The sequence below is a fragment of the Methanobrevibacter sp. genome (assembly GCF_045646045.1).
Lineage (GTDB): Archaea > Methanobacteriota > Methanobacteria > Methanobacteriales > Methanobacteriaceae > Methanocatella.
In genome coordinates, this window is the sequence record NZ_JAZRJY010000035.1 from 1 (window position 1) to 17,226 (window position 17,226).

At 30.2% G+C, this 17,226-nt stretch carries 14 protein-coding genes; 8 read left to right on the forward strand and 6 right to left on the reverse strand.

The genetic code is table 11. From position 1 onward, the window contains the following. Positions 1-211: 211 nt before the first annotated feature. Positions 212-1,870, reverse strand: coding sequence for an ATPase (locus ACKI5C_RS02335; protein WP_407431625.1), 1,659 nt, complete (start codon positions 1,868-1,870; stop codon positions 212-214). Positions 1,871-2,248: 378 nt separating this feature from the next. Between ACKI5C_RS02335 and ACKI5C_RS02340 the strand changes: the two genes are divergently transcribed. Genes ACKI5C_RS02340 through ACKI5C_RS02355 form a run of 4 tightly spaced genes read left to right on the forward strand, consistent with a single transcriptional unit; the run spans position 2,249 to position 5,360 of the window. After that, on the forward strand, positions 2,249-3,484 hold the full coding sequence (locus ACKI5C_RS02340; RefSeq protein ID WP_407431626.1) for an LL-diaminopimelate aminotransferase: 1,236 nt from the start codon (positions 2,249-2,251) through the stop codon (positions 3,482-3,484). Between the two features lie 10 nt (positions 3,485-3,494). Beyond that, positions 3,495-4,184: a DUF6882 domain-containing protein gene (locus ACKI5C_RS02345; protein WP_407431627.1), complete on the forward strand. Its 690-nt coding sequence runs from the start codon at positions 3,495-3,497 to the stop codon at positions 4,182-4,184. Between the two features lie 5 nt (positions 4,185-4,189). Then, complete coding sequence (locus ACKI5C_RS02350; protein WP_407431628.1) at positions 4,190-4,786, forward strand: DUF6891 domain-containing protein; 597 nt, start codon at positions 4,190-4,192, stop codon at positions 4,784-4,786. Continuing rightward, the gene (locus ACKI5C_RS02355; protein WP_407431629.1) at positions 4,776-5,360 is read left to right on the forward strand and encodes a hypothetical protein; all 585 of its coding nucleotides are present in this window, start codon (positions 4,776-4,778) and stop codon (positions 5,358-5,360) included. Before ACKI5C_RS02350 ends, ACKI5C_RS02355 begins: the two co-directional genes overlap by 11 nt. 240 nt (positions 5,361-5,600) lie before the next feature. On the opposite strand, the gene ACKI5C_RS02360 is transcribed toward ACKI5C_RS02355, so the two are convergent. The 3 genes from ACKI5C_RS02360 to ACKI5C_RS02370 all read right to left on the reverse strand — a co-directional run bounded on the left by ACKI5C_RS02360 (position 5,601) and on the right by ACKI5C_RS02370 (position 9,817). Next, complete coding sequence (locus tag ACKI5C_RS02360; RefSeq protein ID WP_407431630.1) at positions 5,601-5,978, reverse strand: response regulator; 378 nt, start codon at positions 5,976-5,978, stop codon at positions 5,601-5,603. Between the two features lie 68 nt (positions 5,979-6,046). Continuing rightward, positions 6,047-7,924, reverse strand: a complete 1,878-nt coding sequence (locus ACKI5C_RS02365) for a histidine kinase dimerization/phosphoacceptor domain -containing protein (protein WP_407431631.1) — start codon at positions 7,922-7,924, stop codon at positions 6,047-6,049. Then, positions 7,925-9,817: a histidine kinase dimerization/phosphoacceptor domain -containing protein gene (locus tag ACKI5C_RS02370; protein ID WP_407431632.1), complete on the reverse strand. Its 1,893-nt coding sequence runs from the start codon at positions 9,815-9,817 to the stop codon at positions 7,925-7,927. Positions 9,818-9,968: 151 nt separating this feature from the next. Between ACKI5C_RS02370 and ACKI5C_RS02375 the strand changes: the two genes are divergently transcribed. Beyond that, positions 9,969-10,991, forward strand: coding sequence for an adenylosuccinate synthetase (locus tag ACKI5C_RS02375; RefSeq protein ID WP_407431633.1), 1,023 nt, complete (start codon positions 9,969-9,971; stop codon positions 10,989-10,991). A gap of 112 nt (positions 10,992-11,103) precedes the next feature. Here the strand turns inward: ACKI5C_RS02375 and ACKI5C_RS02380 are convergent, their stop codons facing one another. Then, positions 11,104-12,288, reverse strand: a complete 1,185-nt coding sequence (locus tag ACKI5C_RS02380; protein WP_407431634.1) for a coenzyme F420-0:L-glutamate ligase — start codon at positions 12,286-12,288, stop codon at positions 11,104-11,106. Positions 12,289-12,375: 87 nt separating this feature from the next. Then, complete coding sequence (locus ACKI5C_RS02385) at positions 12,376-13,821, reverse strand: sodium-dependent transporter (protein WP_407431635.1); 1,446 nt, start codon at positions 13,819-13,821, stop codon at positions 12,376-12,378. 82 nt (positions 13,822-13,903) lie between these two features. Between ACKI5C_RS02385 and ACKI5C_RS02390 the strand changes: the two genes are divergently transcribed. From ACKI5C_RS02390 to ACKI5C_RS02400, 3 genes are all read left to right on the forward strand, one after another. Further along, on the forward strand, positions 13,904-14,464 hold the full coding sequence (locus tag ACKI5C_RS02390) for a YdeI/OmpD-associated family protein (protein ID WP_407431636.1): 561 nt from the start codon (positions 13,904-13,906) through the stop codon (positions 14,462-14,464). Between the two features lie 61 nt (positions 14,465-14,525). Further along, positions 14,526-15,326, forward strand: coding sequence for an acetolactate decarboxylase (budA, locus tag ACKI5C_RS02395; RefSeq protein WP_407431637.1), 801 nt, complete (start codon positions 14,526-14,528; stop codon positions 15,324-15,326). Positions 15,327-15,471: 145 nt separating this feature from the next. Then, on the forward strand, positions 15,472-16,329 hold the full coding sequence (locus ACKI5C_RS02400) for a hypothetical protein (RefSeq protein ID WP_407431638.1): 858 nt from the start codon (positions 15,472-15,474) through the stop codon (positions 16,327-16,329). The last annotated feature ends 897 nt before the right edge of the window (positions 16,330-17,226 follow it).

A 17,226-nucleotide genomic window follows, 5' to 3' on the forward strand; every position in this document is an offset into this window, starting at 1 on the left:
AGTCCAAAGGAATTAATAATTGCTGACCAATTTTATCCTCTCTCAAAACCATAAAAAACACAACTAAAAAGTTAATTAACTCTAATAATAGATTGTACTTCCTAGTATAAATAATTAAAGGATAAAAATAAGTAAAAAAAAATTTAAACACAAAAATTATGAGTCAACCTCAAAAATAATAAAAAATCTGTCAATTAAATTGACAGAATATTTAGTAGATTTTTTTGATATCTTTTGGTTTGATGGTAATGTTTTGTCTTCTGTATTTTACTTTAATATTGTCCCCATTAATGGAGTATACTTTACTTGAGTAAGATTCTCCTTCATGGTTATAGATGATTTCATCACCTTTACGTAAAACTTCTTCGTTATTGTTAATAACAACTTTAAGACTGGATTTTTCAGGTATTTCTTTAATTGCAGGAATGCCTTCCTCTTTAACTGGGGCAGTTTCTTCAATTATGCTGTTGTTTTTAGCATTTTCAAATACTTTACGTGTATTTTCTTGTCTTAATTCTTCTTCAGGTGTTGGTTCTACGTAATCTACATGGGTTTCATTAATGATAGGTTCATATTCATCATAATATTCATTAGCTTCTTCAGTATATGAATTTACATTTCTGATGAATTGTTCATTCAAATCATCTGCTGCTTCTTCGGCTTCAGGTATTAATTTTTCACGAATGTCTTTTACGATACTTGAATTTTTAATTGTGTTTGTGAATTTGGCTAAGTCTTTTCTATAATCAAGATCACTTAACTGGCCGTTTTCATCTTCAAATAAATTGGATGAATCAATTGAAGCTCCGAATTCATAATCATCATCAGCACCGGATAATATGCTTACGCTGTCTTCTTCAACTTTTGTTGGAGTTTTTAATTGAGCTGTTTTAATTTCTTCACTTTCAGGTATAACATCGCTGATGCTTTCGGTTTTTTCCTCTTTAGGTTCTTCTTCTTTTTCTTCTTTAACATCTAAAGTTTCCTGAACTGTTGTTTCTTCTTCGGGTTCTGATTCTTTTTTAATGACAGCATCAGTTATTGAATTTGGTTCTGAAATGATAGGAATTTCCTCTTTTTCAGCTTCATTTTCACTTGTAGCAGTATTGATTGCTTCACTTATATCTTTTTGTGATGCGATTGATTGTGGAGCTAAGTCATCGCTTCCTGTTGATTTAATGGCATTAGCAATTTCATGCATTTTTTCAATGCTGCTTTTAATATCTGTAACATCTTTATTTTCGCTTACTTCTTCTATTTTTTCAGATTCCAAACCTTCTTTTTTCATTTTGATACTTTCTTTAATATCACTGTTATCTACAGTTTCTTTGTTTATGGTTTTGGATTCTTTTTCTCTTTCATCATCTTTTCTTTTGGATTCTTTAATCAATTCATCAATTGTAAATAAATCTTTAAGTTCATGTTTTTCTTCAGATTCCTTATTATTTTGATTCATAATATCTCTCTGGGTTTCGGTAATTGGTTCTTGGAACTTTTGAACATTATCATCATAGTTAATTAAAACTTGATTTTGTGAGGAATAACTAATATTTCTATTAGGTATTATCTCTTCTGTGGTTTCAGGGACAATATATGGATTAAATTCTTTGTCAGGTTCTGCTCCCTCTTTTCGAAGACTAATAACTGGTTCCTCTTCTTTTGAAAAATAGTTTGAAATCTGGTTAGTGCGTTCATTATCATTATTTTCAATTTCTTCTGTAACCATTTCCTGCAAGGGTGTTCTGGTTGTTATATCATTTATTTCGTATTCTTCTTCTTTTTTATCATTATAATAGATTTTTACTATTATAATGGCTATTATACCGATTATAGCTATTGCCGCCCACACTAATAATAATGTCTCATTCATTTCAAAAACTTCCTATTTTTCAATTTATTATATTATATTTATCTAAATTCTTTATTATAAAGTTTTATATTCTTTTTAAAAACTTTTTTCAATGAATTTATTTTGGTAAAATATTTTTATAATCGCTGTTTTTAATGAAATAAGTAATTTTATGGCTTTAATCATTTTTTTATAAAATATTTTTTTTAGTAATTCTTTGCATGTTATTTTCGATCGATTATTTCATTTCTTGCTTTTTTTCATGAAAAAATTGATTTAATTATTTTTTTAAAAAATTGTAATTTTATATAATATTTGGATTTTTAACTATTTATTTTATATATTTTAAAAATGATATTATTATTATACTAAATTAATGATTATTTTAGAGGTTAAATTATGGTTGTTAAAATTAATGAAAACTATCTTAAATTAAAAAGTAGTTATCTTTTTGTTGAAGTAGCAAGAAGAGAAGCTGAATTTGTCAAAGCAAATCCAGATGCAGATGTTATTAAAATGGGAATTGGGGACGTTACAAAACCTTTAGTTCCTGCTGTTATCGATGCATTTAAAAACGCTGTTGATGAATTGGGCAATGCAGATACATTTATGGGTTATGGTCCTGAACAGGGATATGACTTTTTAGCTGAAGCTATTATTGAAAATGATTACAAAGCATATGGTATAGACTTGGATGTTAGTGAAATTTTTATCAGTGATGGTGCTAAATGTGATACAGGTAACATTCAGGAAATATTCGGTCTTGATAATAAAATCGCTGTAACAGATCCTGTTTATACAGTATATGTCGATACTAATGTTATGGCTGGAAGAACTGGTGAAATGGGCGATGATGGTATGTATGAAGGTTTAGTGTACCTTAAATGTAATGCAGAAAACGGATTTGTTCCTGAATTACCATCTGAACCGGTAGATATTATTTATTTATGTTATCCTAATAATCCAACAGGTACTACTTTAAATAAAGATCAGTTAAAAGTATTTGTTGATTATGCAAAAGAAAATAATGCAATCATATTATTTGATTCCGCTTATGAAGCATTTATTAATGAAGATGATGTTCCTCACACTATTTATGAAATTGAAGGAGCACGTGAAGTAGCTATTGAATTTAAAAGTTTTTCAAAAACTGCAGGATTTACAGGAACCCGTTGTGCATACACAGTTGTTCCTAAGGAATTAGTAGCTTATGATTCAGATAATAATGCTGTTGAAGTAAATCCATTATGGAACAGAAGACAAACCACCAAATTTAATGGAGTTTCATATCCTGTTCAAAGAGCTGCACAGGCTACCTACTCTGAAGAAGGTAAAGCTCAAATTAAGGAAGTTATTGATTATTATATGGAAAATGCAAAAGTTATCAGACAAAGCTTAACAGATATTGGCCTTGAAGTCTATGGTGGAGTCAGTTCTCCTTACATTTGGGTAAAAACACCAAATAACATGGATTCCTGGGATTTCTTCGATATATTGTTAAATGAAGCAAATGTTATAGGAACTCCTGGTTCCGGATTTGGACCAAGTGGTGAAGGTTATTTAAGACTTACTGCATTCAATACATTAGAAAATACTAAAGAAGCAATGGACAGAATTTCAAAATTAGAATTTTAGGTGATCAGTCTTGAAAACAATAGAAGAGCCAGTTGTAATTCGTGAAGGAGATTCATTTAAAGTAGTTTTATCAAAATATGGTGCTCTAGCTTTGGATAAGCAGGAAAATTTATCTGAGTATATTGGTGATATTGAAGGCGATTTGGACTTGGAAAATGGTATTCTAAGTTTTGATGATATTAAATTGCCAATAGAAGTTATTGGATTTTATAGTGACGATTTAAAACAATGGTCATGGGCATGGGATAGTGAAGAGATTTTCGGTGCTGATTTAATTGAAGCCGCTGCTGAAATCAGGCAGGCAGGTATTGATGCAGATATTATTGAATTTTCATCCCCAGTTATTCAGATGGATTTCAATGCAGCCCATACCATAGCTATGGCTACTGTTGGAATTTTGGATATGGATGCTTATTATGCTGTTAGTGAAGACGATTTGGATATCTTTGTAGCTATTAAAGCAGGCAATATCCCAAAAGTTGACAGTGTTGAGAAATTTAAAGATACTTTCTATACTTTCCAAAAGAATTTCAAAGTTTTTGGAAGACTTGCATTTGAATCATACACAAAACTCAAAGGATATGGCATTAAGCACCATGAGGATTTTGATGTTGCATATATTGGTGAAAGCCGTATTATTGTAGGATTCACTGAAAGAGGAAATGTCAGATCTATCCAAATGCTTCTTGAAGAAGAGTGATTATCATGAACCAGGATTTAGTTGATGAAGTAAATTATATGATAGATATATTGACTAAATCCGGATTTTTTTCAGAAGATGAAATTCTGGAGATTCTTGAAGATCAGTTTATTGAAGATGAAATTGATTTTTCAAAGTTCGAAATTAATCCCAATGATTTTAACAACAAAAATTTCTCCATTTTGGAGGAAACCTTTAAAAAACTTGCTGAAAAATCAATTATTGGTGTTCATAATTGTGGATATGACTTTATTGAAGGTATTGAGGACATATTTGAATTATATGTCCATCTGATTAATAATGAATATTCTGTTGAGGGCTTTTGTTTTTATTCATTTGAAGATATTGAACAGGCCATTGAAGAGAATATTTTAAAAATAACCTTTGGAGATTTTGAAAAGGATGAAAATAAATCTCTTGAAATCGGAAAAACTGTTTATAAATATTTACATGATGCAAATTTTGAAATTGAATGGGATGAAACGGTAAATTCACCTATTGAAATTATTAACTTTACTTGGGATAAAAAGTTTAGTGAAGATAATGAATATGAAATTGAAGGAGCTTATAATTTGTTTGTGGGTGTTATAAATGAAAAGTAATTCTTTAAAGTTAATTGAGGATGTTGTCGGTAATTTTGCTAAATTAGCTTCTGTTGAAATTTCTGAAGATTCTATTTATTTGGAATTCATTGATGTTGAACTGGGTGTTCCAAAAAATGATGATGATTTGACTCTTTCAATGAGATTTGCCAAAAATTCCTTTTTAACGGTTTTCTATGATAATATTTGGGATATCGATTTTGTTTCCAATTTCAATTATAGAAATCATTTCCTGCAGGAAGATGTGTTATTGGATGTTCGAAAAATCAGATTCCTGGACTTTGAATATTTGAATACCTTTTTTTATAATTATTCAAAGCAAAAGGATTTCACTCTTGATAAGGAATTTGATATCCACAATATCAGATGCGATTTCTTCTGTCTGATAGAATTTGGAGAAATAGCTATTGCTGTGGGCGGAAATGAAATGGATTTCTTCACTCCTACTCAAAGAATTGACGATGGCCTTTTAAAGGAATTGTCTAATCAGTGGATGATGTATTATCTTACTTATCATCAAAAAAGAAACATCATAAAAGACCCTATGTGTGAAAATCATCCTTTCAACAGATAGATGTCTTAACTATTTTTTAATTTTTTTTTTAAAAGTTCAATTTTAATTAAATTAATGGCTGATTATTTGGTGTGTTTTTTTTATAAATTATTAAATAATGATGGCTGTTTTTAAATATTTTTGGTTAAAAGCAAAAGAAAAACGGATTTGATTTCATGCTTGATTGAAATGTATGGGTGGAACTTCGAAAGATTAGTTCAATTTTAAGCTAATGTTTTATCATCAAATCCTTAAATTTATTTATTTTTCTTTTTTTGCCTTTTCAAGTGTTGCTTTTAATGTTTCATCTAATTTTGTAATGTCATATGGTTTTGAAACAAATCCGTATACTCCACCCATATTAGATTTCTCAAATGTGTCGGTATCGGTGTTTGCAGTTAAATAAATAATAGGAATATTTAATTTGGAAATTACTGCAGCAGCTTCAATTCCTTCCATATCTCCTTTTAATTTAATGTCCATTAAAACAACATCAGGAATTGTTTCATTGGCTGTGTCGATAGCATCCTGGCCAGTATCAACAGTATCTACAACTTCATAACCAAGTTCTTCTAAACTATATTTCAAATCAAGTGCTGTTATTGCTTCATCTTCAACTATTAATATTCTTTCGTTCATGATATTCCCTCCATTTTTTGTACAGTATTATTCATTTTATAATTTATCATATATATTTTATTTGTATTTCATTGTGATATGGTATGTTCCATAGTTAATGGGAATAATAATCTAAATCCGGTACCATTATCAACATCCAAATATTTAATTTCCCCATCCAATTGCTTTGTCAGGTTCTTAATAATCTCACAACCAAGACTGGTTTTCATATCCTTTTTGGTTTTATCAATACCCACACCATTATCTTTAATAATCAATTCACCAGTATTTTCATCAAGTTTTCTAATCTCTTTGGTTATTGTTTTATTCGGCCAATCTTCTGGAAATGCATGTTTGATTGAATTCATAGTAAGTTCATCAACTACCAGAAGCAATGGTGTTATTATCTCAATGGATAATGTGATATCGGGATCTACTGTGGATTTAAAGTCAATTCCATCTCTATGTCCAATAAGGTTTTTAAGTTTTATATCCTGGTCATCAATATATTCTTTAAGATTAATGTTTTTAAAGTCGCTTGTATTATATGTTTTTTCGTGCAATAATGCAAGAGAAGATAATCTTGACTGCATATGGTCAATAATTATTTCCGGCTGATCTTTATATGCTCTTTTTTCCAGGTTTAAAAAACTGTTTAATACTTGCAGATTGTTTTTAACTCTGTGGTGAACCTCTTTAATCAGAACTTTTTGATGTTCGTTTGCATCCTGCAATTCCTGTTGTTTATAATAGTCATCTGTAATGTCGGTTAAAAATCCGATACTGTGTTCTTCATGACCGAATTCAAACAATTCAATATATATTTCACATATCTTTTGATTATTAGGATCTCCTTTAACGTTATATGTGAATGTTTCTTTAAGTTCGCTGATTTCTCTTCTTAATAATTTTCTAAATGATTCAACAACTTCCTGCTCTACAATATTTTCCAGAATTACTTTTTTATTAGAATATGTCTCTTCATCTTCCTCTACAATATCATAAAAGCTTTCACTGTATTCATATTGGTTTGGATTTAGCGGATCAATTAATAATGCTAATTTTTTAGATTTTTGAAACCCATTAAGTAAAAAGTCAACAGGCCTTGTAATACTTTTTTCTGAGCTTTTTGTAATGTCTTTAATTAATCCATATCTGCTGATTAAATCTCCTTTTTCATCGAATTTTGAATAAAACTTCATATCCAAGTACTTTATAACGCCGGTAAATGTTTTTATTCGGATAACGCTTTCATAATTGGCCATTCCGCTATCCAATTTTTTCTGTATTTTTTCAATTAGAGGTCTGTCTTCGGGTATTACTAATTCAAATATAATATTGTAATATTCATCGTTTTCATCTCTGGAACGATTAATTATATTATAAACTCCCTGTGTCCACGAATATTTATCATTAATTTTATAATAACTTCCTGTTTGGGAGAAATATTCGATTAAGCTGGATTTGTTTTCATCATAGATTTCAAATCCTTCTGTACCCTCATATTTTTTTTCCATGGTGTATTTTAATTCAGATATTAAGATAATTTTTTCCAAATCATAAACAACTTTGACGTTGGATAATCTTGCAAGTTTGCCGTCCTGATAATATAAAAAGCGTAATTTTTTAGTTTCCTGTGTTTTGTAAACTTCCTCTAATATGTCTTGCAAGATTGCACTGTATCCGGGTGAACATTGACTTAACAATCTTCCTTCAACATCCTCTTCACGGATATTTCCCCGTTCAAGTGCACTCACCCCTAATGTTTGAACTATAAAATCTTCTCCTCCTTTATATGGCATAAAAACATCCATATCACAAGGAAGATTTTTTAAAACGGCTTTAAATGGAATTTTAGGAGTTTCATATACTGGATCAACGAGATGGAATAATTCCTCTTCCGTAATATTTTTAATCCTAATTTCCATAGTGTCTTCTAGTCGTATGTATCGCTTCTCTATGTTCATTTACTTTCCCTCTAAATCTTCACTTTCTGCTGTATCCTTTACTTTTGTCGGAAAGACTATTCTAAATTCAGTTCCAACTTCAGGGTCCATAATTTCTATGTTACCGTCCAGTTGTTTTGTTAAACTGTTTACAATTTCCCAACCTAAATTATGATTTATAAGTTGTTCAGGACTTTCAAGCCCGACACCATTATCTTTTAAGATAAATTCACAGGTATTTTCATCTTTTAATTTAATTATTTTGCTTATTCTTTTATTTTCCATATCCGGATTAGGGAATGCATGTTTTATTGCATTCATCGTTAACTCATCGACAATCAGTAATAGTGGTGTAATCGTTTCAATTGACAAATTAATATTTTCATCAATATCTGATTCAAAAGCAATATTTTTGGTACTGAACAATCCCTTGAGTGTCTTATCCTGGTCTTCCATGTAATTTTTTAAATTAATATTTAAAAAATCAGTTGTATTATAGGTCTTTTCATGTAAAAGAGCAAGTGATGAGAGACGAGCCTGCATATTGTCTAAAATAGTGTTTGGATCGTCTTTATATGCACGTCTTTCCAGATTTAAAAAACTGTTTAATACCTGCAGATTGTTTTTAACTCTGTGGTGAACCTCTTTAATTAAAATATTTTTATTGGCATTGGATTCTATTAATTCCTGCTGTTTTTTCTTCATATTTGTAATGTCAGTTAAAAACCCAATACTGTGTTCATTATTTCCGTATTTAAATCTTTCAATAAACAATTCACCTATTTTTAAGTTCTCTTCATTGCCGAGTACCTTAAATGTTAGTATTTCATTCAGTTCATTAATTTCTCCGTTAATCAATTTCATGATGTTTTCTCTAACTTCCGGCTCAACTATGTTGTCAATTATTTTTCTTGAATGAATGTATTCATTGGAAGGAATTTCAACCATGTCATAAAATCCTTCGCTGAATTCATATCTTTTACTTAACGGTTCAATGAGAAGAGATAATCTTGAATTATACTTAAAACCGTTTAACATAAAGTCAACAGGTCTGGTTTTATGTTTATGTGAATCAAGACTCACGTCTTTAAAAAGTCCGTAATGGCTTATTAATTCACCATTTTCATCAAATTTTGAGTATAAATATGTATCCAAATATTTAATTGTACCGTCCCAGGTTTTAATTCTGATAATATTTTCATATGTGTCTGTTTCAGGACTCATTGTTTCAATAAGTTCCTGAACTAGGGGTTTATCTTCGGGAATTACCAAATCAAAGATAATATTGTAAAAGGTATCACTTGACTCCCTGTTTCTATTGATGATATTATATATTCCAGGAGTCCATGTGAACTCGTTGTTGGTCATATAGTAACTTCCAGTATGTGAGAAATATTCGATTAAAGTAGACTTTTCAGCATTGTCCTCGAGTATCCGTTCTTCTTTACTCTTTTTATTAGTAATTTCATCATTATAATCGGATATTAGGAAAAGATTATCTTCTTCGTAAATAATATGGATATTTGTAATCGTTTTGATTTTATCACTGATATAGTAATAAATTCTCATTGCTTTGGTCTTTTTTGTTTCTACTACTTCCTTAAAAGAGTCTTTAAGAATTTTATAGAAAAAAGGTGAGCATTCACTTAATCTTCGACCTTCAACATCTTCCAAGTTTACGTTTCCTCTTTGCAGAATATTCCATCCTAAACGATTTATTACATAATCTTCACCGTCATCAATTGGAATAAACATATTAACGTCTGACTGAACGTATTTGATAATGTTACAAAAAGGAATCTTCACAGGTTTTTGATATTGGGGTACTACTTCAAACAAATCAATATTGCTTATATTGTATGCCCGGATTTCTTCAATATTTTCCAATTCTCTAAACTGTTTTTCAATATGCATATTATTACCAGATTCTGTTTAATTATATTATATTTATCATTTATATTATATTTAATATATTTGGAAAAACTTTTTAATTATTAAATACATAATTTATTACTGTATGAAATATTTTAATTTTCATTATATTAATTGTTATAGGGGTTATTAAATGACTTGTAGTATTTTAGTAGGAGGAGCCTGGGGTGATGAAGGTAAGGGCAAATGTATCACTTACCTTTGTGATAATGATAAACCATCTATTATCGCACGTGCAGGAGTAGGTCCAAATGCTGGACATTCTGTTGAATTTAATGGTGAAAAATATGGTTTAAGATTAACTCCCTCCGGTTTTGTACATACGGGCGCTAAACTCATGATTGGGGCTGGAGTTTTAGTAAATCCTGATGTATTATATAAAGAATTTGAAGATTTAGCAAAGTATAATGTTAAAGAAAGAATGGGTATTGATTCAAGATGTGCAATTATTACTCAAGATCACATAGACAGAGACAAATCTTCTGAGCATTTATCCAAAAAAATAGGAAGTACAGGTTCCGGATGCGGTCCTGCAAATTCAGACAGGGTAATGAGGTCTATTGAACTTGCTCGTGACATTCCTGAACTTGAAGAATACATCACTGATGTATCTTTAGCTATTAATGACGCTTTAAATGATGGTGAAGAGGTATTTATTGAAGGCTCACAAGGTTTTGCATTATCACTTTACTATGGGTCTTATCCATTTGTAACAAGTAAGGATACTACTGCTTCTACTTTCGCAGCTGATGTAGGTGTCGGTCCGACAAAAGTAGATGAAGTTATTAACGTGTTTAAATCCTATATTTCACGTGTTGGGGAAGGACCTTTCCCAACTGAAATGACACAGGAAGAAGCTGAAAGTAAAGGTCTGGAAGAATATGGTGTTGTTACCGGACGCCGCAGAAGAATCGGTTACTTTGATATGGATCTTGCTAAAGAATCATGCAGAATTAACGGTGCAACTCAAATTGCATTAACCTGTGTTGACAGATTATATCCTGACTGTGCAAGAACTCAGGATTATGGTGATTTATCTGCTGAAACTAAAGCATTTATTAATGATATTGAATCAGAAACCAATGTTCCAGTAACTATAATTTCAACAGGTCCTGATTTAAAAGATACCATTGATTTAAGAAAAGAATTATTATAATATGGTAAATTTAACTCGTAGAATTAAGCATATTTCGCTTAAATCTATGAAATTCCTTTTTTTTTAAAAATAAAGATTTTTAATTAAAATAAAAAAAGAGTAAGGATAGAATTTAGTCATTTGCTAAATTATCAAAGTATCCTTGGATAAATACGACTGGAGTTCCTTTATCTCCGGAACCACTGGTCAAGTCACATAATGAACCGATTAAATCGGTCAATACTCTTGGTGTAGTTCCTTCGGTAATCATTTGTCCAGTTAAATTTTCAGCTTTATGTCTTATTTCGTCTATGATAGCATCTTTTAATTCGATGCCTTTTAAGTTAGCGAATTTATTATCAGAAACGTATTTCAATTTAATTTCATTTGGATATCCGTTTAATCCGGCAGTATGTGCTGGTGAAACAACAGGGTCAGCCAATTCCCAGATTTTTCCAACAGGGTCTTTAAATGCACCGTCACCGTAAACCATTACTTCGATTTGCTTTCCGGTTTGTTCAATTAGTCTTTTTTGTACTTCATTAACTAATTTGTCTCCTGTTCTTGGGAATAATTTTAATTTTTCCTCTGTAGCTTTATTGGAACCGAGTAATCCATAGTCTGGATTGTAACCGGAATCTCCAACAGGTTTATTTAAAATTTGATGTAGACCGTAAACATTAGCTCCTTTTGATTTAAGTAATTTCACGCTTTTTTCCCTTGTATGGATATCACAGGTTAAAACATCATTAGTATAATCGAGAATTGTTTTTATGTCATTGGAAAAGACAAATTCAACTTCACAGTCTTCACTTTCAATTAATTCTCTGTAAAAATCAATCATATTAATTCCAGTGAATGGATGAATCCATGATCCGAATATTTTGCTGTATTCTGCTTCAGAGATTAAACTTCCTAAATTGAATCCACTTTCATCTAAAATCCTTTCATCTAAAATACCATTTCCAACTTCATCTGCAGGAAAAGATGTTAAAAGAGTAATCTTATCCATTCCTCTTGCAATACCTTTCAAAATAATGGAAAATCTGTTTCTGCTTAAAATAGGATTTACCACTCCAATGTTTTTGGATGGGAATTTATTTTGTAAATCCTGTGCAACATCATCTACAGTTACATAATTTCCTTCTGAAATAGCTACAACAGCTTCTGTAATTGCAACGATATCTTTGTCTCTGAATTCAAATCCTTCGCTTTCTTTTGCTGCCATCAAGGAATCTATAACTATAGTGGCTAAATCATCATTTTCTTTAATAATAGGTGTTCTTATTCCACGTACTACGGTACCAACATTTCTCATTTTTTTGCTCCTAAAAACCATTAAGGCTGTGTTGGAATAAAACTTCCAACTACCCATATATTTTATATTTTTTTAATTATATATATGTTAAGATTTGATTCTGTAGAATATTGTGGATAATAATAAAACGATTATAACAATTCCAGAATAGACAATCAGTTCAAATTGTGATGAATTTATGAATAATTCAACGACTCCAATTATCCATATTATAAAAATAAATATTGGAAGAATGTATCTTATTATTTTTTCCCATAAAAATCCGACTTTAATTGTGGATTGTTTGTTTATGACTGGAATAAGTTTGTCTGTACCGTAAAACCGGCCAAATATTATGCACTGAATTGCAACGAGAATCAAAATTCCGAATTTATTAACGAATCCGTCAATTATTCCAACCAGGTATGCACTTATTCCGCAGGTTAAAAGAAGTGAGCAGATACAGCCTATTATACATAGTATAGTTACTAATTTTTTACGGCTCATATTAAATTTGGAAGAAACCGATCCTATTATCGGTTCGAAAAATGCAAAAGTTGATGACATTCCTGCAGCAAAGATTGCCAGGAAAAATAATGGCGCTAAAATATGGCCCATCAGTCCCATTATATCAAAAATTCTTGGAAATACGACAAAAATCAGTCCGGTACCTTCAGTAACGATTTGTATCAGGGGTGTTCCTGTAGTTGCAGTCATATATCCTAAAATTGAAAATACTCCAAATGCAGTAAATATTTCAAAGCCTGAGTTTGATGCAATAACAATAAATACATTATCGGTTAATTTTGCATCCTCCGGCAGATAACTTGCATATGTAAGCGCCATTGCTTCTCCCATTCCAAGTGAGAAAATAATCTGTGAAAAAGCAACAAGCCATATGTTAACATCCAAAAGAGCATTCCAATTGGGTTTAAGCAATGCATCGATTCCTATATTTGCACCGGACAGTGTCAAAGCATATATTACAATAATGGCCATTATTACAAATACTGCAGGGATTAAAATCTTGGAAGCAACACCAATACCGTCATTTATAGATTTATGCGCAATATGCCATAAAAGGAACCATGTAACGATAACTCCTATACTTATTGGAATGAAGAAATTTCCGATTTTTGAAAGGCTTGAACTTCCCCCAACATTCTGCACAAAATATGCTGCTGTGTCTGTGCCCCATGAAAAATTAATACTGTTGACCAGATAAAACAAATCCCAACTGATAATTACTATATAATAAACAAGCACTATCCCTATCAGGGCTATCAGTATCCATGCGATGAATTCAAATTTGGGGTTGATTTTTCTAAAAACTTCTGTAAAAGATGTTTTAAATGAATATCCAACACTATATTCTAAAATAAGAAATGGTATTCCCATTAGAGCTATTGCTACAAAGTATGGGATGAAAAATGAGCCTCCTCCATTGGAGTAGACCACATAACTAAATCTCCAAATGTTTCCAAGACCCACTGCGGCACCAATCATTGCGAAAATGAATGACCACATTGAATCCCATTGTGCATATTCACTCATAATTATAATATTTGTCACTATTTTATTTAATTATATGGAAAAATATTAATTTTAATATAATATATTTTATAAATATTAAATTATGGAAGCTACCAATATCCTGAATTTTAAAAATTGTTGGGAGTTTAGAGAATGGCTGGAAAATAATCATTCGACTCAAAAGGAATGCTGGGTTAACTGCAAGAGAGTAAAACCTGAAAAAGGTGTTTTTTCCCATGTTGATGCAGTATATGTTGCGCTATGTTATGGATGGATTGATTCTACCTATGGGTTGGTTGATGGGGCTCGAATGCAGAGATTTTCTCCAAGAAAAAAGAATAGTCATTGGAGTGAACTTAACAAGGAAAGGTGTCGATGGTTAATTAAAAAAGGATTAATGACATCTGATGGATTTAAGATACTTCCCGATTTGGATGAAGAGTTTGTGATTGATGATGATATTATAATTGCTTTAAAAAAGGACAGTGAAGTCTGGAAAAACTTTCTTGATTTCCCTGATTTGTATAAAAGAATTAAAATTTCCAATATTCAAAAAGAAAGAAAAAATGAAGAAGCTTTTAAAAAAAAGTTGGATTACTTCATTAAAAATACTAAAGCGGGAAAAACTCCAGGAAATTGGGATGATTATGGTAGGCTTGCATAACTATATTATCTAAGTAAACTATATTATAATTTAGTTAAGCATTTAATTACTGGTGAAAATAATGGGAAATAAAAAAATAATGTTTATTTTAATATTTATCTTGAGTTTATTTGCAGTATCTGCTGTTTGTGCAGATAATGTAATGGTAATGAAAGATGATAGTATCCATCAGGTTTCTACATTGCAGGCATTTATGCATGGGGAATATGATGGAATTATAACTGTTGGGGATTTAAAACAAAATGGAGATACTGGTTTAGGTACTTTTGAAGGTGCAAACGGTGAAATGATTGTTTTGGATGGTGTTGTATATCAGGCAAAAGCTGACGGCAGCATTCAGGAAATGCCAAATAATGAAAAAGTGCCCTTTGCTGTTGTTACTACTTTTGATGAAGATGCGTCAATGAAGGATATTTCAGCTAAAAACTTCTCCGATTTAACTTCCCAATTGGATAAGGAAATTGATAAATTGGGAAAAAACAATATTTATGTCCTTAAAATTAAAGGCGATTTTTCCAATATTACCGTTAGAAGTGTTGAAAAACAGGAAAAACCATATAAGGAATTTACTGAAGTAGCAAAAACAGATCAAAAAGTTTTCAATTATACCAATCAAAGCGGTACAATTGTTGCTGTTTATTTCCCTAAGTACATGGAGGGTTTAAACATGCATGGTTGGCATTTGCATTTCTTGTCTGATGATAAAACTAAAGGAGGCCATGTTTTAGAGTTAAACATGACAAAAGCCAATGCAGGTATTGATATTATCAGTGAATTTAACATGCTTCTTTCGACAAAAGAATCCTTTACAAAAATGGATTTGTCTGAAAACATGAGCAGTAAAATCAGTTCCGTAGAATGAATTGTTAACTATCAGAACAATTTCTATTTTAACATCACCATTTTAATTTTTTATTTATAAATATCTATTTTTTTCACACAGTCACATAATCGCACTTCAAATATTTTTAAAAATTATTTTTGATAATATATTATTGGAGATTAATATGAAACACCAAATAATAGATAAGTTTTTCAAAGTGTCAGCCATTCTTTTCGGACAGTTATTTGTTGATTTCTTCGGATTGAATTATCATATAATCAGATTGTACAGAAATGAACTGAATACTTTTAATGGAAAAAGTTTGTTTTCCGATTTGGTTTTTGAAACCCGTGAAGGGATTCTTTTAAATTTTGAATTTCAAGATATTAAGATTCAAAAGAAGCATTTGAAAAGATATATGAACTATAAAGTCCATCTGCAATGCCAATCTGGAAAAAGGGTTGTCACTGTTATTATTTGTACATATCACATTAAATCAGATATTTATATTTTCAATGAAACTGAAACTTCAATATTGAAACCAATTGTGCATTATTTAATTGATTATTATGATGAAGTTAAATATTTAAGTGTCAAAAATAAAGTTAATAATAACCAAAAACTATCACATAATGAAATCCAATATTTAATTTTAATGCCATTTATGCTAAATAAAAATTTTAGGCAGGATAGGGTAAGGACTGTTTGTGGTTTGATTGAGGTTATTCGGATGAATAAGTTGTTTGATGATGAAGAGATGTATTTGCCGTTAATTTTAGCTATTAAGCAATATATTTCTGATGAAGATGAACAGAATAAGTTGATTGAGGTGTTAACTATGGATATGCCGGTAGATGAAGTGTATGAGAAAGTAATGAGCAGTGGAATATATGAAAAAGGTTTGGAACAGGGTTTGGAACAGGGTTTGGAAAACGAATTTGCTATGGCTTTGAAGATTATGGAGTCTTTTGGTATTGATGAGGCTGTAAGGATTAGTCGTTTTTCTAAAGATGATCTTGAACGTGGTGAATTGATTAAGTAGGTGTTTTAATTTATCTGAAACTGTCACTAGGAAATTGTAAATGGTTAATTTCATGCTTTTTAGGTAGGATAGGGTAAGGACTGTTTGTGGTTTGATTGAGGTTATTCGGATGAATATTTTATTTGATGATAAAGAGATGTATTTGCCGTTAATTTTAGCTATTAAGCAAATATATTTCTGATGAAGATGAATATAATTGGGGTGTTTACCAGATATTCCAATTTGTGCTTAGATTATCAATAATGATTTATTAATTTTCATTTAATGCCCATATATTTCGATGGTAAATCTATTAATTAATTCAATGATTGTATTGCTGTCAAATTATTTTCTATAATTTTCATGTTTTTTGATGACTTTTACAAAATATCATTTATCGATTATTTCATGTATATGTTATAGTTCATTTATGCTACTTTCTAACGCTTTTGATTAATATGTATGTTTTGCTATATTTTAGGCATTTTTATATCATTTTGTTTTTATTTTTCAATTGATATTGTCACTTTAATTTGATTGATGTATTTTAAATTGAACAATCTTCAACATGTTTTATATTTTACGAACAGATTTTTAAGTTTTTATTTATTTTTTCCATGTGGTTTATTTATAATTTTATTTTTTGAAAATCGTTTAAATTTTGGTTAATAAAAGGATATTAAAGTATATATATTAATTTGACTAAAAATATAGTTCATGGTACACTATAAATCATGGTGTAAAAAATACATGTCAAAAAAATGAGGTAAAAGATATTATGAACAAAAGAGGGAAGATAATAATATTATGTTTACTTTTCTGTATTATTTTCTCATTACAGTCCGTTACGGCGGCTACTAATGATGGAAATACTACAAATACTACGTTAAATAATGATCTATTATCTATTCCAGCTTC